The organism is Serratia sp. BW106, assembly GCF_002607755.1.
Classification (GTDB): domain Bacteria; phylum Pseudomonadota; class Gammaproteobacteria; order Enterobacterales; family Enterobacteriaceae; genus Serratia; species Serratia proteamaculans.
Map to the genome: position 1 here is coordinate 75,670 of NZ_MCGS01000018.1, position 18,928 is coordinate 94,597.

At 57.8% G+C, this 18,928-nt stretch carries 15 protein-coding genes and 1 tRNA gene; 11 read left to right on the forward strand and 5 right to left on the reverse strand.

Features of this window, described 5'->3' with window-relative positions; all coding sequences use genetic code 11:
- Nucleotides 1-138 precede the first annotated feature (138 nt).
- Together BEI65_RS13355 and BEI65_RS13360 are read right to left on the reverse strand one after the other, a co-directional pair.
- Nucleotides 139-681, reverse strand: coding sequence for a DUF3916 domain-containing protein (locus BEI65_RS13355; protein ID WP_099063756.1), 543 nt, complete (start codon nucleotides 679-681; stop codon nucleotides 139-141).
- A 224-nt stretch (nucleotides 682-905) separates the two neighbouring features.
- Nucleotides 906-981 (reverse strand) — tRNA-Asn (locus BEI65_RS13360).
- Nucleotides 982-1,598: 617 nt separating this feature from the next.
- On the opposite strand from BEI65_RS13360, the gene BEI65_RS13365 reads away from it, so the two are divergent.
- From BEI65_RS13365 to BEI65_RS13385, 5 genes are all read left to right on the forward strand, one after another.
- Nucleotides 1,599-2,717 (forward strand): branched-chain amino acid ABC transporter substrate-binding protein, encoded by a 1,119-nt coding sequence (locus tag BEI65_RS13365; protein ID WP_099063757.1) that lies wholly within the window; start codon nucleotides 1,599-1,601, stop codon nucleotides 2,715-2,717.
- Between the two features lie 152 nt (nucleotides 2,718-2,869).
- Nucleotides 2,870-3,784: a branched-chain amino acid ABC transporter permease LivH gene (locus BEI65_RS13370; protein WP_099063758.1), complete on the forward strand. Its 915-nt coding sequence runs from the start codon at nucleotides 2,870-2,872 to the stop codon at nucleotides 3,782-3,784.
- Nucleotides 3,785-3,794: 10 nt separating this feature from the next.
- The gene (livM, locus tag BEI65_RS13375; RefSeq protein ID WP_085117589.1) at nucleotides 3,795-5,081 is read left to right on the forward strand and encodes a high-affinity branched-chain amino acid ABC transporter permease LivM; all 1,287 of its coding nucleotides are present in this window, start codon (nucleotides 3,795-3,797) and stop codon (nucleotides 5,079-5,081) included.
- The gene (locus tag BEI65_RS13380; RefSeq protein WP_099063759.1) at nucleotides 5,078-5,953 is read left to right on the forward strand and encodes an ABC transporter ATP-binding protein; all 876 of its coding nucleotides are present in this window, start codon (nucleotides 5,078-5,080) and stop codon (nucleotides 5,951-5,953) included. The genes livM and BEI65_RS13380 overlap by 4 nt, the downstream gene beginning before the upstream one ends.
- Entirely contained in the window at nucleotides 5,950-6,666 is a 717-nt protein-coding gene (locus tag BEI65_RS13385) for an ABC transporter ATP-binding protein (RefSeq protein ID WP_099063760.1), read from the forward strand. The genes BEI65_RS13380 and BEI65_RS13385 overlap by 4 nt, the downstream gene beginning before the upstream one ends.
- On the opposite strand, the gene BEI65_RS13390 is transcribed toward BEI65_RS13385, so the two are convergent.
- Both BEI65_RS13390 and BEI65_RS13395 read right to left on the reverse strand, forming a co-directional pair.
- Nucleotides 6,663-7,349 (reverse strand): aspartyl/asparaginyl beta-hydroxylase domain-containing protein, encoded by a 687-nt coding sequence (locus tag BEI65_RS13390; protein WP_099063761.1) that lies wholly within the window; start codon nucleotides 7,347-7,349, stop codon nucleotides 6,663-6,665. The two genes, BEI65_RS13385 and BEI65_RS13390, sit on opposite strands and share 4 nt — an antisense overlap.
- Before the next feature lie 47 nt (nucleotides 7,350-7,396).
- The gene (locus BEI65_RS13395; protein ID WP_099063762.1) at nucleotides 7,397-8,428 is read right to left on the reverse strand and encodes a LacI family DNA-binding transcriptional regulator; all 1,032 of its coding nucleotides are present in this window, start codon (nucleotides 8,426-8,428) and stop codon (nucleotides 7,397-7,399) included.
- Between the two features lie 399 nt (nucleotides 8,429-8,827).
- On the opposite strand from BEI65_RS13395, the gene BEI65_RS13400 reads away from it, so the two are divergent.
- From BEI65_RS13400 to BEI65_RS13425, 6 genes are all read left to right on the forward strand, one after another.
- Nucleotides 8,828-10,006, forward strand: coding sequence for a Gfo/Idh/MocA family protein (locus BEI65_RS13400; RefSeq protein ID WP_099063763.1), 1,179 nt, complete (start codon nucleotides 8,828-8,830; stop codon nucleotides 10,004-10,006).
- A gap of 24 nt (nucleotides 10,007-10,030) precedes the next feature.
- Entirely contained in the window at nucleotides 10,031-10,972 is a 942-nt protein-coding gene (locus BEI65_RS13405) for a sugar phosphate isomerase/epimerase (protein ID WP_099063764.1), read from the forward strand.
- A gap of 161 nt (nucleotides 10,973-11,133) precedes the next feature.
- Nucleotides 11,134-12,324, forward strand: coding sequence for a sugar transporter (locus BEI65_RS13410; RefSeq protein WP_099063765.1), 1,191 nt, complete (start codon nucleotides 11,134-11,136; stop codon nucleotides 12,322-12,324).
- Nucleotides 12,325-12,517: 193 nt separating this feature from the next.
- Complete coding sequence (locus tag BEI65_RS13415) at nucleotides 12,518-13,936, forward strand: MFS transporter (protein ID WP_198404444.1); 1,419 nt, start codon at nucleotides 12,518-12,520, stop codon at nucleotides 13,934-13,936.
- Between the two features lie 152 nt (nucleotides 13,937-14,088).
- Nucleotides 14,089-14,910: an alpha/beta fold hydrolase gene (locus tag BEI65_RS13420; protein WP_099063766.1), complete on the forward strand. Its 822-nt coding sequence runs from the start codon at nucleotides 14,089-14,091 to the stop codon at nucleotides 14,908-14,910.
- 117 nt (nucleotides 14,911-15,027) lie between these two features.
- Nucleotides 15,028-16,653 (forward strand): MFS transporter, encoded by a 1,626-nt coding sequence (locus BEI65_RS13425; protein WP_099063767.1) that lies wholly within the window; start codon nucleotides 15,028-15,030, stop codon nucleotides 16,651-16,653.
- Nucleotides 16,654-16,708: 55 nt separating this feature from the next.
- Here the strand turns inward: BEI65_RS13425 and katG are convergent, their stop codons facing one another.
- Nucleotides 16,709-18,907 carry a catalase/peroxidase HPI gene (gene katG, locus BEI65_RS13430; protein ID WP_099063768.1) on the reverse strand — a complete coding sequence of 733 codons (2,199 nt, stop codon included), beginning with the start codon at nucleotides 18,905-18,907 and terminating at the stop codon, nucleotides 16,709-16,711.
- Between the last annotated feature and the right edge of the window lie 21 nt (nucleotides 18,908-18,928).

Genomic DNA, 18,928 nt, shown 5'->3' on the forward strand with positions numbered 1-18,928 from the left:
CGTTCCACTTGGAGGGCGAGACGGTGCAGTGGAGGACATCAAAACATCAGCATATTTTTATAAAAAAGGAATAGCACCGTCTATTAAACCGAACGAAAAGCCGATGAACTGCACGTCAGTCTTCCAGATACCGCTCTTCTATAACACTTGGCCATAGTACCAACGTTCGCCTGTAAACCATTCATCTGGATCGTCACCACCATAGTATGCAAGCGAGATCCCCAGCTCCTGTACATTCTCTGGCAGAGTTAATCCCCATTCTTCAGCAAGGCTACGCCCCTTAATGACCGATGAAGCTCCATTTTCAGAAGTGCTTTCGCATATGAACCCCTGATAATACTCTTCAGAATGGTAAAGACAGACTTCGCTGGTAAACATATCCGGGAGGCAGATAACAGAAGTAATTCGTGGGCTGTAACCCGAATCGGCTGTTGCAAGTATTAAATTAGAACATGCGTCAATTAACGCTTGCGCACAGGCTGCCTTGGTTTTCTGGACACTGTGTTTTCCTTCAACAAGATTGACATCTACAGGAATTTTGTAGTTCCAGTAGCGCTGGTCTTCTGGAAAATCTGCGCGGATTGGATCATGGAAGGTTTCCGCCCAACGGTTAAGCGCTTTTAAGCGGCGGGGAATATTTCTTATTTTAGTACGATAATCTCTGTTTAGACGTCTACTCATATATTTTAAGCTTCCCTACCTTTTCAAACAGTCCTGACTAAAATCATAATTTAGAACTGTGCTGTCCCTCATTGATAGCTTAAATATTACCAGTAATGCCATTGTTGTCACTTGGCAACCGTCACAGATTGGAACGCTGACATGTCCACCTTTGTCTCCTAACCACCCAAAAAACCCAAAAGCAAAAAGCCCGCTCAGGTTTCCCTGAGCGGGCTTTTCTAATATGGCTCCTCTGACTGGACTCGAACCAGTGACATACGGATTAACAGTCCGCCGTTCTACCGACTGAACTACAGAGGAATCGTGTGAACGGGGCGAATAATAGCGGGGTGGTGCGGGTTTGTCAAAGCACTAAACTGTGAGAAAAGTGCGTTTGCTGATGGAATGAGCATGTTGCATTGTTTTTCAGCACTCATCCTGCTTATCCCTGTTGTTTATCACCACAAAAACCCCGGCTTCAGGGTTGCACCTGCCATTGCACGTTTCTGGTGCGAAGGGGGGAGACTGCCAGGGAGCAACGGTTGAAGCAGCAGAAAAATTTTGCGACGAATTTGACGCGTGATCCCCCCACAGCGCCTCCTGACGGCAGTGAACCCCCTCGTTTTGCCTCTGATATGTAGGATGAATGAACAGAAAATATGTATTGGCCGTCACAATGGCTGGATTTTTGCTTAGCTAAATTCGGGTAATGCGACTGCGCTCTCGCGCAAATTATTTTCCCCGTCTACACATAAAGTGACTGGTCCACGCCCTTGGGCGTTTCGCTATACCCGTCATACTTGAAGCCGTATCGGTGTTGGTTGCGAACACCCACCCCAGTCACTTACTTGAGTAAGCATCCTGCGGATGGATGTTCTTGCCGCCTTGATACAGCTCCAATTATTTAGGGTCTAAAAACAGTGCTGAGGAATACAACAATGTCATCGAAATTAATTAAAAGTCCGCTCGCTGCTCTGCTTATCGGTTGTTTAGGTTCAGCTTTTTATGCTCAGGCCGATATCGTTATCGGCGTCGCCGGGCCGTTCTCCGGGCCGAATGCGACCTATGGCGATCAGTACTGGCGTGGTGCCTCGCAGGCGGCAGCGGATATCAACGCCGCCGGGGGGATTAAAGGGGAAAAAATCAAACTGGTGCAGGGGGATGACGCCTGCGAACCCAAACAGGCGGTCTCGGTCGCCAACCGGTTAGTGGATCAGGACAAGGTCTCGGCGGTGGTCGGGCACTTCTGCTCCTCCTCCACCATGCCGGCCTCCGAGGTGTATGACGAAGCCGGGATTATCGCCATCACTCCCGGATCCACCAACCCGCAAATTACCGAACGCGGCATGACCAACATGTTCCGCATGTGCGGCCGCGATGACCAGCAAGGGGTGATCGCCACCAACTACATGCTCAATACCCTGAAAGCCAAACGCATCGCGGTGATCCACGACAAAGACACCTACGGGCAGGGGCTGGCAGATGCCGCCAGGGCGGAAATGAACAAGCGTGGCGTGAAGGAAGTGCTGTATGAAGGGCTGTCACGCGGTGAAAAAGACTTTAACGCGCTGGTGACCAAGATCGCCTCGGTCAAACCTGACGTGGTCTATTTCGGTGGCTGCCATCCAGAGGCCGGGCCATTGGTGCGCCAGATGCGTGAGCAAGGTGTGACCGCCAAGTTCTTCTCCGGTGACTGCATCGTAACCGAAGAGCTGGTGACCGCTGCCGGTGGGCCGCAGTACACCAACGGCGTGCTGATGACCTTCGGCAACGATCCACGCCAAATTCCGGAAGGCAAGGCGGTGATCGCCAAGTTCCGCGCCAGCGGTTTTGAGCCGGAAGGTTACACCCTCTACTCCTACGCTTCGATTCAGGCGATCGCCGCAGCCTTCAGCGCTACCGGCGGCAAAGACAGCGCCAAGGCCAGCGAATGGCTGAAATCGCATGATGTGGATACCGTGATGGGCAAAAAGGCCTGGGACAAGAAAGGCGACCTGAAGGTATCGGATTACGTGGTCTATCAATGGGACGATAAAGGCAAATATCACCAACTCTAATCCATCCTCGGCATCTTTCAAGCTGGCTGCAACTTGAAATCCATTGAGGATTAACCCATAAGCGGATCCGCGTGTTCGGCGGGTCCGCGCCGATACTTCCCTTGGGCCGCGTCTGCACTAGCTTGCGGTCCCACCAGGCGAGACTGCTCATTATGGATGTTTTCTTTCTGCAACAGATGATCAACGGCCTGACGCTCGGCGCGGTTTACGGCCTGATCGCCATCGGCTACACCATGGTTTACGGCATTATCGGCATGATTAACTTCGCCCACGGCGAGGTGTACATGATCTCCGCCTACCTGTGCGCTATCGGGTTGGCGCTGCTGTCGTTCTTCGGCCTGCAATCCTTCCCGCTGCTGATCCTCGGCACGCTGGTGTTCACCATCGTGGTCACTGGCGTGTATGGCTGGGTGATCGAACGTATCGCCTATAAACCCTTGCGTAACTCCACGCGTCTGGCACCGCTGATCTCCGCCATCGGCATGTCGCTTATTTTGCAAAACTACGCGCAAATCAGCCAGGGGCCGCGCCAGCAAGGGATCCCGACGTTGCTGGACGGCGTGTTCCGCCTCAACTTTGACGGCGGGGTGATCCAAATCACCTACACCAAGGTGTTTATCCTGGTCGCCTCACTGCTGGGCATGGCCATCCTCACTTACATCATTCAGCGCACCCGTCTGGGGCGCATCTGCCGCGCCACCCAGCAGGACCGCAAGATGGCGTCCATTCTGGGCATCAACACCGACCGGGTGATCTCCCTGGTGTTCGTGATTGGTGCCGCCATGGCCGGGCTGGCGGGGGTGTTGATCACCATGAACTACGGCACCTTTGATTTCTACGTCGGCTTTATCATCGGCATCAAGGCCTTTACCGCTGCGGTGCTGGGGGGCATTGGTTCGCTACCCGGCGCGATGCTCGGTGGCCTGCTGCTGGGCGTGGCGGAGGCGCAGTTTGCCGGCATGGTGAACTCGGACTACAAAGACGTATTCTCCTTCGGTTTGCTGGTGGTGATCCTGATTTTCCGCCCTCAGGGCCTGCTCGGTCGGCCAATGGTCGCTAAGGTTTGAGGGGAAAACTATGTCGCAATCTGTAGCTCACCCAGGGCTGAACGTTAAACGCAGCCTGCTGGATGCGGTGCTGGCCGGGCTGATCGCCCTGATCGTGTTCGGGCCGATCGTCGGTATCGTCCTCAACGGATACAGTTTTAACTTTGAACCGCGCCGCCTGGCGTGGATTATCGCCGCGGTGATGGCCGGACGGTTGTTGCTGAGCCTGTTCCTGCAAACCGCGCCGGGGCGCAAACTGTTGACGCGCTTTGACGGCGGCAATGACGGGGTGTATGTCCGGCCGATAGGGGCCAAAACCAGCCTGCGTTGGATCATTCCGTTAATGGCGGTGATCGCGCTGCTGTTCCCGTTTGTTGCCACCAAATATCTGCTGACGGTGGCGATACTGGGGCTGATTTACGTGTTGCTTGGGCTGGGGCTGAACATTGTTGTCGGGCTGGCCGGGCTGCTTGATCTGGGTTACGTGGCGTTCTACGCCATTGGCGCTTATGGCCTGGCGCTGGGTTACCAGTATCTCGGGCTGGGGTTCTGGGCGATGCTGCCGCTGGGGGCGTTGATGGCGGCGCTGGCCGGTGCGCTGCTGGGGTTCCCGGTGTTACGCATGCACGGCGACTATCTGGCGATCGTCACGCTGGGGTTCGGCGAGATTATCCGCCTGGTGCTGAACAACTGGATGTCACTGACCGGCGGTCCCAACGGGGTCTCGGTGCCTGCGCCGACAATTTTTGGTCTGGAGTTTGGCCGACGGGCCAAGGACGGTGGGGTGCCGATCCACGAGTTTCTCGGTATCGCCTACAACCCCAACCTGAAGTTTATCTTTATCTATGCGGTGCTGTTTCTGGTGGTGCTGTTGGTGCTGTACATCAAGCACCGGCTGACGCGCATGCCAATCGGCCGCGCCTGGGAGGCACTGCGCGAGGATGAAATCGCCTGTCGCTCACTCGGGCTGAACCACGTTCTGGTGAAGCTATCGGCCTTTATGATGGGTGCGTCCACCGCCGGGCTGGCCGGGGTATTTTTCGCCACTTATCAGGGCTTTGTTAATCCTACCTCATTCACCTTCTTTGAGTCGGCGCTGATCCTGGCGATCGTAGTACTGGGCGGCATGGGCTCGACCATCGGCGTGGTGCTGGCGGCGTTCGTGCTCACGGTGGCCCCTGAGCTGTTGCGCAGCTTTGCCGAGTACCGCGTGCTGTTGTTCGGCGTGCTGATGGTGGCGATGATGATCTGGCGGCCGCGCGGCCTGGTGCGCATCAGCCGAACCAGCTTTGCAACGCGCAAGGGGGTGGAGCCATGAGCGACGCTATCCTGCAGGTTGAGCATCTGATGATGCATTTTGGCGGCATCAAGGCGCTGAACGACGTCAATCTGGCGGTGGAGCGCGGTTCCATCACCGCGCTGATCGGCCCCAACGGGGCCGGTAAAACCACGGTATTCAACTGCTTGACCGGTTTTTATCGTGCTACCGGCGGCGCGATCCTGCTCAATACCCACAAGCGACCGACCGACGTGATCCAGGTGCTGGGGCAGAAATTCCACGCCGCTGACTGGGTTAACCCGAAACGGCTGGGCTCGCGTGTTTACTACAAAATGTTTGGCGGCACCCACCTGGTCAACCGCGCCGGACTGGCGCGCACCTTCCAGAACATCCGCTTGTTCCGCGAAATGTCGGTGGTGGAGAACCTGCTGGTGGCGCAGCACATGCTGAGCAACCGCAACCTGATCGCCGGCGTGCTCAATACCCCGGCCTACCGCCGGGCGGAAAGCCAGGCACTGGATCGCGCCTTTTACTGGCTGGAAGTGGTGGAACTGGTGGATTGCGCCAACCGGTTGGCGGGGGAGATGTCCTACGGCCAGCAGCGACGGCTGGAGATCGCCCGGGCGATGTGCACCACGCCGGAAATGATCTGCCTCGATGAACCCGCCGCTGGGCTGAACCCGGTGGAGACGGCGACGCTGAGCCGCATTATCCGTTTTCTGCGTCAGCATCACGGCATCACGGTGTTGTTGATTGAACACGATATGGGCATGGTGATGGAGATCTCCGATCGGGTGATTGTGCTCGATCACGGCGATGTGATCGCCGAAGGCACACCGAAAGAAATTCAGCATAACGATACGGTGATCGCCGCTTACCTTGGCGCGGATGAAGAGGAGCTGGCGGGATGAGCAATGTGATGTTGGAGTTTCGCAACGTAGACGTGTTTTACGGCCCGATCCAGGCGTTGCAGCAGGTTTCGCTACAGGTAAATGAAGGGGAGACGGTGGCGCTGATTGGTGCCAACGGGGCGGGCAAGTCGACGCTGCTGATGTCGATTTTCGGCCAGCCGCGCATCAGCGGTGGACAGATCCTGTTTCGCGGCGAGGACATCAGCCAGCGTTCCACCCATTATGTTGCCAGCAGCGGCATCGCCCAGGCACCAGAAGGGCGGCGCATTTTCCCGGACATGAGCGTGGAGGAAAACCTGCTGATGGGCACCATTACCATCGGCAATCGCTACGTGGATGAGGATTTATTGCGCATGTTTGAGCTGTTCCCACGCCTGAAGGAGCGGCGTAACCAGCGTGCGATGACCATGTCCGGCGGTGAACAGCAGATGCTGGCAATTGCCCGGGCGCTGATGAGCCGGCCCAAGCTGCTGTTGCTGGACGAGCCGAGCCTGGGGCTGGCGCCGATCATCGTCAAACAGATTTTCAGCATTTTACGGGAGCTGACCCGTGGCGGCATGACGTTGTTTCTGGTGGAGCAGAATGCCAACCACGCGCTCAAACTGTCCGATCGCGGCTATGTGATGGTCAACGGCCAAATCCGCCTGACCGGCAGCGGTGCGGAGCTGTTGAACGATCAGGAGGTGAGGAAAGCCTATCTGGGCGGTGCCTAGAACTGGCGCTGGATCCAGCGCACGTTCAGCCGTACCAGTGCAATAATGCCGTTGGATAACATCCGCAGCCCGGTGGGTAAATCGCGGCGGCGGATATCCAGCAGCAGCACGGTGCGCACCTGGTCGCTGTCGTTCCACACCTCATGTTCGAAGGTATCGTCCCACAGCATAAATTCCCCCTCATTGAGCCGGTATTCTTGCCCGTCGACTTTCAACACGGCGGCGGGCAGACCGTCGGCGCGTTTGGGCATCGCCAGCACCAGATAACCGCGCAGAATGCCCCGGAACGGGCCACGGTGAGCAGGCACCTGCTTGCCGGGCGCCAGGAAGGACAATGAGGCTGAAAGCACATCCGGAGAGGAAGCGATCAGGCTGGCCAATAACGGGCAGCGGGCAAGGTTACGGGGAATCGGCTGACCATAGGCCTGCATAATAAACATGCGCCAGTCACGGGCGTCGTTGGCGGAGATCGACGCCTGTTCGCTCATGATCTCGTGAAATCGAGGGATATTGCGCAGATCCTGCGCCAGGGTCAGTGCCTCGTCACGGATCTGCGGCCACTGGGCGGTAAAACGTTGTGCGTCGGGGAACAGACGCGCGCTGTCGAGCACCGGCGCACCGCTGATGCGGCGATCGTAAATGCGGCGTAATGCCAATACCGACCAATCATAGAGAGCTGACATATGACCTCAATAAGCCTGACCCGAGTTCTCGCCGTCTGTTGATATCATTATTGTTTAATATGCGACTGCCGGACGATTAATTCACCGTTATACAAGCGTTGACCACCCGGCTCAAAAGCCTGCGTCAGGCAATGAATACCATCGGCAATCAGCGACTGCATCGGTTGACGATAGGTGGTCAGCTGATAACTGGGGGAGGCAGCCAGCTCAATGTCATCAAACCCCACCACGGCAATGGGCGCACAGCCCGGCGTGGCGCGTATGGCGTCGATAACGCCTACCGCCAGAATATCGTTTTCACAAAAAATCGCTTCAACCCGTTGTTCCGCCGGGGTGGCGGCCAGGTAGGCCGAGAAAGCCTCCATGCCGCAAAGGCGTTGATAATGCGGGGCCTGCAGCAGCACGCTGACATCGCGTTGTTTTTCCGCCAGTGCGGCACGGAAACCGTCGAGACGGCGTAACCGGGTGGATTCACTCACCGGGCCCGCCAGATAGCCCATGCGCTGATAGTTCTGCGTCAGCAATAGTTCGCCAATTTCGTGCCCGGCCTGATAGCCGTTGGTGGCCAACACCTGGATATACGGGCTGTCGCTATAGCGATACAGCACCACCAGTGGAATATGGTGAATATCCTGTGCCAGCGTAATCAACCGATCGTTAAGCAGGGTACCGAGAAACAGCAGGCCATCTACCTGCATTTGATCGGCCAACGTCAGCACCGATTCATAGTCGTTTTCCGAGGTGATATTCAGCAGCAGAGCCATATAACCCCGGCTTTGCAACTGCCGGGTGACCTCGTCCAGCAGCGTAAAAATATGCGGATTCTTCAGTTCGTCCGCCACCAGTCCGATGATGCGGGTGCTCTTTTTCGACAGGCTGCGCGCCAGCAGATTAGGGCGGTAACCCAATTCACGCGCTGCGGTCTGAACGCGCAGCAGTGCATGGGGCGAGATCGACGCGCCATCGGTAAAAGCACGCGATACCGTCCATTTAGACACGCCGGCGCGGGCAGCCACATCACTGGCCGTCGCCTTGCGTGTAGAGGGCGCGGGGGGAGCGCCGGGTTTCTTCGCCATCATCTTTGCTCGTGATGAAAAAACGGTATGGGTTCAACAGATTAGCACAGCCTTGTCGGATGCGGGAGTTGCTGCCGCCTGCGGTGGGATCCACCGAGCAAACAGGGCATATTGTTCCCTCTCCCAAAGGAGAGGGGGCACCTACAGAGCAGTGTATTCATCACTTTGCTTGGGTGACTGGTATTAAGACACCTTCGATCGTTGTATCAGCAAATTGTGATCCTGAGCGGCAGATTTATCATGGCGCATTTGACTTATTTTTGACCATCTCCAATAGTCCATCGCAAGTGGCATTTGTTTCGCGGTCAAGTTGTCACTCAATTTTGCACCCGGGTGCATTTAAAATTTGCACCCGGGTGCAATACGACGAAAGCAGCGCAATCTTAGGCTTTGGGAGCAACTATGTTGAATGGTGAAAGAAAAACGGCACGTCCTCTGCGTTGGGCGATGGTCGGCGGCGGGCGCTTGGGGCAGGTGGGTTACAAGCACCGCTGCGGGGCATTACGGGATAACACCGCCTTTGCGCTGGTGGCCGGGGCGTTTGATATTGTCCCGGAGCGTGGCCGCGAGTTCGGCGTCAATCTGGGGGTGGATGCCGAGCGTTGCTATACGGATTACCGCACGCTGTTTGTTCAAGAGGCTCAGCGAGAGGACGGTATTGAAGTGGTGTCCGTGGCCACGCCGAACGGCACCCATTACGAAATTTCCCGCGCGGCGCTGCTGGCCGGGCTGCACGTGATTTGCGAGAAACCGCTGTTTTTTACCCGCCAGGAAGCTTATGAAATCAAGGCGCTGGCGGCGGAAAAAAACCGCATTGTCGGCGTGACCTATGGTTTCTCCGGCCATCCATTGCTGTTGCAGATGCGCGCGATGATCGCCAACGGGCAGATCGGTGAAGTGCGCATGGTGGATCTGCAATATACCCACGGTTTTAATGCCACCGACGAAGTCGATCGCCTTAGCGAAGCGCAGAAATGGCGCATTGACCCCAAGATTTCCGGCCCCAGCTTTGTGCTGGGGGATATTTCCACCCACACCTATTACCTGTCGCAACTGGTGATGCCGCAGATGCAGATCAACGAACTGTTGTGCGATCGGCAGAGCTTTATTCCCTCGCGTGCCCCGCTGGAAGACAACGCGTTGGTGATGATGCGCTATGCCAACGGCGCGGTAGGGCGGATGTGGGCCTCGTCGGTCAATGCCGGCGCCATGAGCAGCCAGCGCATCCGTATCGTCGGCTCGAAAGCCAGCTTGGAATGGAGCGATATCAACCCCAGCGAGCTGCGTTACGAGGTACAGGGGCAACCGAACCAGACGCTGTATCGCGGCATGCCCTATCTGGACGAAACCTGCAACGCCTGGGAACGGCTGGGGGCGCTGCATACCGAGGGGCTGACCGAGTCCTGGGCCAACATCTACCTGAAGTTCGCCCTGGCTATTGATGCCACAAACCGGGGCGATCGGCAGGCGTTGGCGCAGTTGGTGTATCCGGACATCGACGCCGGGATCGACGGGGTGCGCTGGATTGAAAACTGCGTGCGTTCAGCCGATCAGGGTGCGCGCTGGGTGGCCTTTGAATAACCTTTTTGTTTGCGGAGATATGACATGAAGCTTTCCTTCTGTACCGACAGTTTGGGCCACCTGCCGTTTGAAGCCATGCTGGATCGGTTGGGCGAACTGGGGGTGTTTGGCGTGGAGATGACCACCGGCGGCTGGTCTTCGGCACCGCATCTGGACACCGTTGCGCTGTTGCAGGACGCTGGCAAGCGCCGACGGTTGCTGGCGGCACTGGAGAGCCGCGGCATGAAGATTGCCGCGCTGAACGTTTCCGGTAATCCATTGGAGCCGGGAGTGTTGGGCGAAAAGCACCGCCACGATACCGATAACACGCTGGCGCTGGCTGCCAGTCTGGGGGTAAAAAAAATCGTCATGATGAGCGGATTACCCCCTGCGGCCCCCGGCGACAGCATCCCTAACTGGATCACCTATACCGTCAGTTGGCCGCCGACGCTGAAGAACTGCCTGGACTACCAGTGGAACGAAGTGGCGATCCCGTATTGGCAGCGGTTGGTGGATAAGGCACAGGCGTTCGGCATCGAAAAGTTCGCGCTGGAAAACTTCAGTTCGATGCTGGTGTGGAACCCGGACACGCTGTTCAGGCTGCGTGACGCGGTCGGGCCGATGGTCGGGCTGAACCTTGATCCCAGCCACCTGATTTGGATGGGGGCCGATCCGATAGCAGTAGCCCGCCGCCTCGGGGACGCTATCCATCACGTGCATGGCAAGGATGTGCGGTTGGAAAGGGGAATAGTGGCGGTTAATGGACTGCTGGAAACCCGACCGGTGGAGCAGGTGGCGGAGCGTGCCTGGAATTATGTGGCGGTCGGCTGCGGCCAGGATTTACAGTGGTGGAAGGAGTTTTTCTCGGTGGTACGCATGATGGGCTATAACGACTGGGTATCGCTGGAAATGGAGGATCTGACCATGTCAGTCGATGCCGGTATCAATACTTCGGTGGAGGCATTACAGCGCTGTATCAGTCAGTAAACGACATCCGCTTGCATCGATGGCCTGTCAGGGGACAGGCCATTAAACGGCAAAAGACTGTCGAAAAAAACAGCCCAATAAAAGTGTGACGCATATCGCATTTACCACACCGATTGGTTAAAATATCGCTACTTCCTGCACCTGCCCGGATCCCGTTTAACATGGAACAAACCCAGGTCTCTCGCTCAACCGCCTGGTTGCGCGTGGTCATTCTTGCCGTGTCGGCCTTTATCTTCAATACCACCGAGTTTATTCCGGTGGGGTTGCTGAGCGATATTGCCCAAAGCTTCTCGATGCAGACCGAGCAGGTGGGGTTGATCATCACCATTTATGCCTGGATCGTCGCCGCCAGTTCGCTGGTGTGTATGCTGCTGACCAGCCGGATTGAGCGGCGAAAACTGCTGATCGGGGTATTTATCCTGTTTATCGCCAGCCATGTGCTGACCGCCGTGGCGTGGAACTTCACTACGCTGGTTATCTCGCGTGCCGGTGTGGCGCTGGCCCATGCGGTATTCTGGTCGATCACCGCCTCGCTGGCGATCCGGGTCGCTCCGGCGGGCAAGAAGGCCCAGGCGTTGAGCCTGCTGGCGGGGGGGACCGCGTTGGCGATGGTGCTCGGCCTGCCGCTGGGCCGTATCGTGGGCCAAATCCTCGGTTGGCGCATGACCTTTATCGGCATCGCCGTCTGCGCCACCCTGGCGTTGGTGCTGCTGTGGCGCTTGTTGCCGGTGCTGAAAAGCGAACATTCCGGCTCGCTGGCCAGTGTCCCTATGCTGTTCAAGCGTCCGGCGCTGGTCAGCCTGTATATGCTGACCATTATTGTGGTGACGGCGAATTTCACCGCCTACAGCTATATCGAACCCTTTATTCAGACCGTGGCCGGGCTGTCGGAAAACTTCACCACCCTGATGCTGTTGCTGTTTGGTGCCGCCGGTATCATCGGCAGCCTGTTGTTCAGTCGCTTCAGCGAACGTTTCCCGTCGGGCTTTTTCATCGGCGCTATCGCCTTATTGATGCTGAGTCTGCTGCTGCTGTTACCGGCCTCCGGCGATGAAAATCACCTGACGGTGCTGTTTGCGGTATGGGGCATGGCGATCATGGCGATTGGCTTGTCGATGCAGGCCAAGGTACTGAATCTGGCGCCGGACGCGACCGACGTGGCGATGTCGATCTATTCCGGGTTGTACAACTTCGGCATCGGCGCTGGCGCACTGCTGGGCAATCAGGTCAGCCAGTATCTGGGCATGGGTAACATCGGCTTTGTCGGCGCCCCGCTGGCATTGATCGCCCTTGGCTGGTGCCTGCTGAATTTTTACCGCAGCGAACGCCTGCAACACCACCACAGCCGCTAACTCCCTTCGTCCTGATAGCAAGTCGCGGCTTGCTATCAGGCACCGGCCCACAGGCTAAATTTTCTCTCAGCAAAACAGATTGCTGCAGTTTTTTATGCTTAATTATTTTTCGTAGCCTGCTAATTAAATATTTAACTCCGACACCGAGCCTATAGCATAGAAAATTATTGATTATGTTATGGCGAGGTTAATGGTGAGTGATTCTTTGGTTGCGGGAAGCGAGGCGGTGGCCCAGTCACCGATCCATGAACGGGATTTGTCGGCAAGAATTGACGCACTGCCCACCTCTGCCGGTCTGTGGCGGTTTATCGCTTTGCTGGCGTTGGGCGGTTTTTTTGAGCTTTATGACCTGTTTCAGACCGGTTATATCAGCACCGGTTTAATCGCCGAGGGGATATTCCATACCGGGGCGCAAGGCGTGTTCGGCGTCTCTGACCAGGCGGCGTTTGCCTCCGCAACTTTCCTTGGCCTGTTTATCGGTGCCAGCCTGCTTAGCCCTTATGCCGATCGTTTTGGCCGCCGCACCACCTTTATGTTTGCTCTGGCCTGGTATGGCGTGTTTTCGCTGTGCCTGGCTTTTCAGCATCAGGCAGAGTGGGTGATCTTCCTGCGTTTTCTGGTCGGCGTTGGGCTGGGGATTGAGTTGGTAACCATTGATACCTATCTGACCGAGTGGGTGCCTGCGCATCTGCGTACCCGGGCTTTCGCCTTTTCCTTTTTCATTCAGTTTCTTTCCGTGCCGACGGTGGCGCTGATGTCGTGGTGGCTGGTGCCGCAGACCATTCTGGGCCTGAGTGGCTGGCGCTATGTGGTGATCGCCGGTGCCGTGGCTTCACTGGTGATTTGGCTGGTGCGTAAAGGCTTGCCGGAATCCCCGCGTTGGCTGGCACAACAGCGACGTTATCCGGAGGTCCGGCAGGTGATGCTGGCAATGGAACGCCGCTGCGGTGTCACTTACAGCACGGAGTTCCCGCTGCGCGACGCCGGGCTACAGAGCGAAGCACCAACGCAGGGCAGCTTTAAAGATATCTGGTCGCCGCGTTACCGGGGCCGTACCCTGATGCTGGTGGTGATGAATTTCTTCCAGGCGATCGGTTTCTTTGGTTTTGGCAACTGGTTACCGGCCTTGCTGGCTGGAAAGGGCGCTTCGGTCACCCACAGCCTGCTGTACGCCTTCTTTATTACCCTGGCTTATCCGTTGGGATCGCTGCTGTGTAGCCGCTATGCCGACAAGATGGAAAACAAATGGCAGATCGTCCTTTCCTGTCTGGTCACGGTGATTTTCGGCTCACTGTTTGCCATGCAGAATAATCCCCTGTGGCTGATTCTGTGCGGGTTCTTCATCACCTGGTCCAATGCCTGGCTGACCTACAGTTACCATTCCTACCAGTCAGAAGTGTTCCCGACTTACATCCGGGCCCGCGCGGTCGGATTCTGTTATTCATTCAGCCGACTGTCGACGGTATTCAGCAGCCTGATTATTGGCATGATCCTGCAATACGGCGGCTCGGTGGGGGTGATTGCATTTATCGTTGTCAGCATGCTGATTGTGATGGTGGTGATCGGGGTGTTTGGCCCCAAAACCCGTGGTATTGACCTGGAAAATATCTGACGCAGCCACCCGGCGTTGTGCCTTGAAGCCAGGCCGGGATCTTCAGCAAAAAAACTCGCGATCATCCGAAAATAATTCCGTTATCACCGTTTCCCCTCCTGCCTTACTGTTAACCCGGAAGACCTACCTCTACCACCACCGGGAGATAACCTATGAGCACTCTGACCACCCAAGATGGCACGCGTATTTTCTATAAAGACTGGGGCCGCGGGCAGCCGATTCTGTTTTCTCACGGTTGGCCGCTATCCGCGGATGCCTGGGATAATCAAATGCTGTTCTTCGGCCAAAGCGGTTACCGCGTTATCGCGCACGATCGCCGCAGTCATGGTCGTTCCGACCAGACCTGGGACGGCAATACCATGGACCGCTATGCGGACGATTTGGCGGAGTTGATTGAAGCGCTGGATCTACGGGATCTGATCCTTGTGGGGCACTCCACCGGGGGCGGCGAAGTGGCGCACTATATTGGCCGTCACGGCAGCGCACGGGTGGCGAAGGTGGTGCTGGTGGGCGCGGTGCCGCCGTTGATGCTGCAAAGCCCGGCTAATCCTGAAGGGTTGCCGATGTCGGCATTCGACGGTATCCGCAGCGGAACGGCAGAAAATCGCTCTCAGTTCTTCAAGGATCTGGCGGTGCCTTTCTACGGCTATAACCGCCACGGCGTGAAGGCCAATGCCGGGCTGACAGACAGTTTCTGGCTGATGGGCATGCAGGGTGGAGTGAAGGGGTTGTATGACTGCGTGCGTGAGTTTTCCGAGGTCGATTACACCGCGGATCTGCTGGCCATCGACAAGCCGACGCTGCTAGTGCACGGCGACGACGACCAGATTGTGCCGATCGCCGCATCCGCGTTGAAAGCCACTAAGCTTATCAGGCAGGTTGAATTGAAAGTCTATCCGGGCGCTTCGCACGGGCTGGCGCAAACAGATCCTGAACAGTTTAATGCCGATCTGCTGGCGTTTATCCAGTCTTGACCCCTGTCCCCCGGACGGGGGACTTTGCCTGTGAACCGGAGCCGACCATGAGCACTGCCGCTTTTATCTGCTCACTGGCTGTTGCTGGTGGCGTTGTACGATCTAAAGGAGCAAAAGATGGCCGAACCGGCTGAGAATAAGGCAGCACCCGGCGGTTTCGCGCCGCTAAAGATCCCGGTATTCGCGGTGTTGTGGGGGGCCACGGTGCTGGGCAACGTCGGCAGCTTTATGCGTGATGTCGCCAGTTCCTGGCTGGTCACGGATTTGTCCTCTAACCCGTCGGCGGTGGCACTGATGCAGACCGCCGCCACGCTGCCGGTGTTCCTGTTGGCGATCCCCGCTGGGGTGTTGTCCGACATTCTTGACCGCCGTCGCTTTCTTATTTTTGTCCAGATCCTGCTGGCCAGCGTCAGCGGCACTTTATTACTGCTGTCGCAAAGCGGTGCGCTGACCGTTGAGTATTTGCTGGCGCTGACCTTTATCGGCGGCATCGGCGGGGCGCTGATGGGGCCGACCTGGCAATCCATTGTGCCGGAGCTGGTACCGCGAGCCGATCTCAGAAATGCGGTGGCGCTGAACTCGTTGGGGATCAATATCGCCCGTGCCATCGGCCCGGCGGCCGGGGGGCTGCTGCTGGCGAGCTTTGGTGCCGGTGCGGCCTACGGTGCCGACGTACTGAGTTATGTGTTCGTGGTTGCTGCCTTGCTGTGGTGGCGCAGGCCGAAGGTGGAAGACAACGGACTTTCCGAACATTTCTTTGGCGCTTTCCGTGCCGGTATTCGCTATGCCCGCGCCAGCCGTGAGCTGCACGTGGTGCTGCTGCGGGCGGCGGTGTTCTTTGTATTCTCCAGCTCGGTCTGGGCGCTGTTGCCCCTCGTTGCCCGGCAGATGCTGGGCGGTACCGCCGGTTTCTACGGCATCCTGCTGGGTGCCGTGGGGGCCGGTGCAATAATCGGCGCGGTGTTATTACCCCGATTGCGTCAGCGGTTGAACGCCGATGGACTGGTGCTGTTGGCTGCGGTGATCACCGCCGTGGTGATGGCGTTGCTGTCTTTGGCGCCGCCGCAGTGGCTGGCATTCTTGCTGCTGTTGGTACTGGGTGGCGGTTGGATTATCGCGCTGACCTCCCTGAACGGCGCAGCCCAGGGCGTGTTGCCAAACTGGGTGCGCGGACGTGGGCTGGCGATTTATCTGATGGTGTTTAATGGCGCGATGGCTGCCGGGAGCCTGCTGTGGGGGTTGATTGCCCAGGAGATTGGTGTGGCCGCCACGCTATTGGCGGGCGGTGTGGGTCTATTGGTGATTTCGCTGGTGTTCCACCGTATTCGCCTGCCTGAGGGCGAGGCCGATCTGCAGCCGTCCAACCATTGGCCGGAGCCCTTGCTCAATACCCCGGTTGAAAACGATCGCGGGCCGGTGATGATCCAGGTGGAGTACCGGGTGCGACCGGAAGATCGTCCGCAGTTTCTGCGCACGCTGCAACGGCTTTCGCGGGTACGCCGTCGTGACGGTGCCTACGCCTGGGGGCTGACCGAGCATACCGCCGATCCGCAGTGCGTGATGGAGTGGTTTATGGTGGAGTCCTGGGCCGAACACCTGCGCCAGCACCAGCGGGTCTCGCATGCTGATGCCGATTTGCAGCAGGAGGCGCTGCAGTTCCATATCGGCCCGGAGAAACCGGTGGTACACCACTTCCTGTCGCTTGACCTGCGGCACCTGGAGCGGCAAGTGACCGGAGAGTAAAAATAAAAAGCCCGCCTAAGTTGTCTTAAGCGGGCTGGGTTACTGCTGTTCTGACTTAGGCCAGGTCGAAACGATCGAGGTTCATCACCTTATTCCAGGCGGCGACAAAGTCGTGGACAAAACTCGCCTGGGCGTCTGAGCTGCCATAGACTTCCGCCAGCGCACGCAGTTGGGAATGTGAGCCGAAGATCAGATCGGCGCGGGTCGCCGTCCACTTGAGCGCGCCGGTTTGGCTGTCGCGGCCTTCGAACACACCGTCCTCGTCTGCCGCTTTCCAGGTCGTCGCCCCATCAAGCAGATTGACGAAGAAGTCATTGCTCAGTGCCTGCGGCCGTTGGGTCAGCACGCCATGCTGGCTCTGACCAACGTTGGCGTTTAACACCCGCAACCCGCCTACCAGTACCGTCATTTCCGGCGCCGTCAGCGTCAGCAGCTGCGCTTTGTCGACCAGCAAGGCTTCGGCCGGAATGCTGAACTGGCGCTTCAGGTAGTTACGGAAACCATCGGCAACCGGCTCCATCGCTTCGAAGGAGTCGATGTCGGTTTGTTCCTGCGTAGCATCCATGCGGCCCGGCGCGAAGGGCACGCTCACCGGATGCCCGGCGTTGATTGCTGCCTGTTCGACGGCTGCGGCACCGGCCAGCACGATCACATCCGCCAGCGAGACGCGTTTGTTGCCCGACTGCGCACTGTTGAACGCCTGCTGGATCCCTTCCAGCTTGGCCAGCGTTTGCGCCAGTTGAGCCGGTTGGTTGATTGCCCAGTCTTTCTGTGGTGCCAGACGAATGCGCGCACCGTTGGCACCGCCGCGTTTGTCGGAGCCGCGGAAGGTGGAAGCTGAAGCCCAGGCGGTGGACACCAGCACCGAGAGCGGCAGGCCGGAGGCCAGGATCCGGGTTTTGAGATCGGCGATATCCTGATCGTTAATCAACTGATGATCGACGGCCGGGATCGGATCCTGCCAAATCAGCTCTTCGGCCGGCACTTCCGGGCCGAGATAGCGGGCACGTGGCCCCATATCGCGGTGGGTCAGCTTGTACCAGGCGCGGGCGAAAGCGTCGGCGAGTTGGTCAGGATGCTCATAGAAGCGACGAGATATCTGCTCGTATGCCGGGTCAAAGCGCAGCGACAGGTCGGTAGTTAACATGGTTGGGCGCTGTTTTTTCGCCGGATCGAACGCATCGGGAATGGTCTCGCCCACGTCTTTGGCTACCCACTGGTGAGCGCCAGCCGGGCTCTGCGTCAGTTCCCACTCGTATTCGAACAGGTGCTTGAAGAAGTCGTGGTTCCACTGGGTCGGGGTGGTGGTCCAGGTTACTTCCAGGCCGCTGGTGATGGCGTCCTTACCTTTACCGGTGCCGAAGCTGCTCTGCCAACCGAGGCCCTGCAATTCGAGGCCAGCGGTTTCCGGATCGTCACCAACATGTGAGGCCGGGCCTGCGCCGTGGGTCTTGCCGAAGGTGTGGCCACCGGCGATCAGCGCCACGGTTTCTTCATCGTTCATCGCCATCCGCGCGAAGGTCTCACGGATGTCACGGGCTGCAGCGACCGGATCCGGGTTGCCGTCCGGGCCTTCCGGGTTAACGTAGATCAGGCCCATTTGAACCGCCGCCAGCGGATCTTCCAGGTCACGATCGCCCGAATAGCGACTGTTCTGACCGCCGCTCAGCTCCAGCCAGATTTTTTCCGATCCCCAATAGACGTCATCCGGCTCCCAGGTATCGGCACGGCCACCGGCATAGCCGAAGGTTTTAAAGCCCATGGATTCGAGCGCGACGTTACCGGTCAGGACAATCAGGTCAGCCCAGGAAATTTTGCGGCCGTATTTCTGTTTGATTGGCCACAGCAGGCGACGGGCCTTATCGAGGCTGACGTTGTCGGGCCAGCTGTTGAGCGGGGCAAAACGTTGCTGGCCTTCACCTGCGCCGCCACGGCCATCGCCGATGCGGTAGGTACCGGCGCTGTGCCAGGCCATACGGATAAACAGGCCGCCATAGTGGCCAAAGTCTGCCGGCCACCATTCCTGTGAGTCGGTCATCAGGGCGTGCAGATCCTGTTTAACGGCGGCCAGATCGAGGCTGTTAAAGGCTTTGGCGTAATCGAAATCGGAGTCCATCGGGTCGGAAAGGGAGGAGTGTTGGTGCAGCGGTTTCAGGCTAAGTTGGTTGGGCCACCAGTCCTGATTCGAAGGGCCGCGGCGCGGAGTGTTCGGCTTGCCGCCACCCGAAAATGGGCATTTGCTTTCAGTTGTCATGATGCGCTCTCTGCTTCTGTA

Bases quoted from the DNA above. Each gene is read 5' to 3' on its own strand.
- BEI65_RS13405 (WP_099063764.1), top strand. From the start codon at position 10,031: ATGAAGCTTTCCTTCTGTACCGACAGTTTGGGCCACCTGCCGTTTGAA.
- BEI65_RS13400 (WP_099063763.1), top strand. From the start codon at position 8,828: ATGTTGAATGGTGAAAGAAAAACGGCACGTCCTCTGCGTTGGGCGATG.
- BEI65_RS13365 (WP_099063757.1), top strand. From the start codon at position 1,599: ATGTCATCGAAATTAATTAAAAGTCCGCTCGCTGCTCTGCTTATCGGT.
- BEI65_RS13420 (WP_099063766.1), top strand. From the start codon at position 14,089: ATGAGCACTCTGACCACCCAAGATGGCACGCGTATTTTCTATAAAGAC.
- BEI65_RS13395 (WP_099063762.1), bottom strand. From the start codon at position 8,428: ATGATGGCGAAGAAACCCGGCGCTCCCCCCGCGCCCTCTACACGCAAG.
- BEI65_RS13385 (WP_099063760.1), top strand. From the start codon at position 5,950: ATGAGCAATGTGATGTTGGAGTTTCGCAACGTAGACGTGTTTTACGGC.
- BEI65_RS13425 (WP_099063767.1), top strand. From the start codon at position 15,028: ATGGCCGAACCGGCTGAGAATAAGGCAGCACCCGGCGGTTTCGCGCCG.
- BEI65_RS13390 (WP_099063761.1), bottom strand. From the start codon at position 7,349: ATGTCAGCTCTCTATGATTGGTCGGTATTGGCATTACGCCGCATTTAC.
- katG (WP_099063768.1), bottom strand. From the start codon at position 18,907: ATGACAACTGAAAGCAAATGCCCATTTTCGGGTGGCGGCAAGCCGAAC.
- livM (WP_085117589.1), top strand. From the start codon at position 3,795: ATGTCGCAATCTGTAGCTCACCCAGGGCTGAACGTTAAACGCAGCCTG.
- BEI65_RS13370 (WP_099063758.1), top strand. From the start codon at position 2,870: ATGGATGTTTTCTTTCTGCAACAGATGATCAACGGCCTGACGCTCGGC.
- BEI65_RS13380 (WP_099063759.1), top strand. From the start codon at position 5,078: ATGAGCGACGCTATCCTGCAGGTTGAGCATCTGATGATGCATTTTGGC.
- BEI65_RS13355 (WP_099063756.1), bottom strand. From the start codon at position 681: ATGAGTAGACGTCTAAACAGAGATTATCGTACTAAAATAAGAAATATT.
- BEI65_RS13410 (WP_099063765.1), top strand. From the start codon at position 11,134: ATGGAACAAACCCAGGTCTCTCGCTCAACCGCCTGGTTGCGCGTGGTC.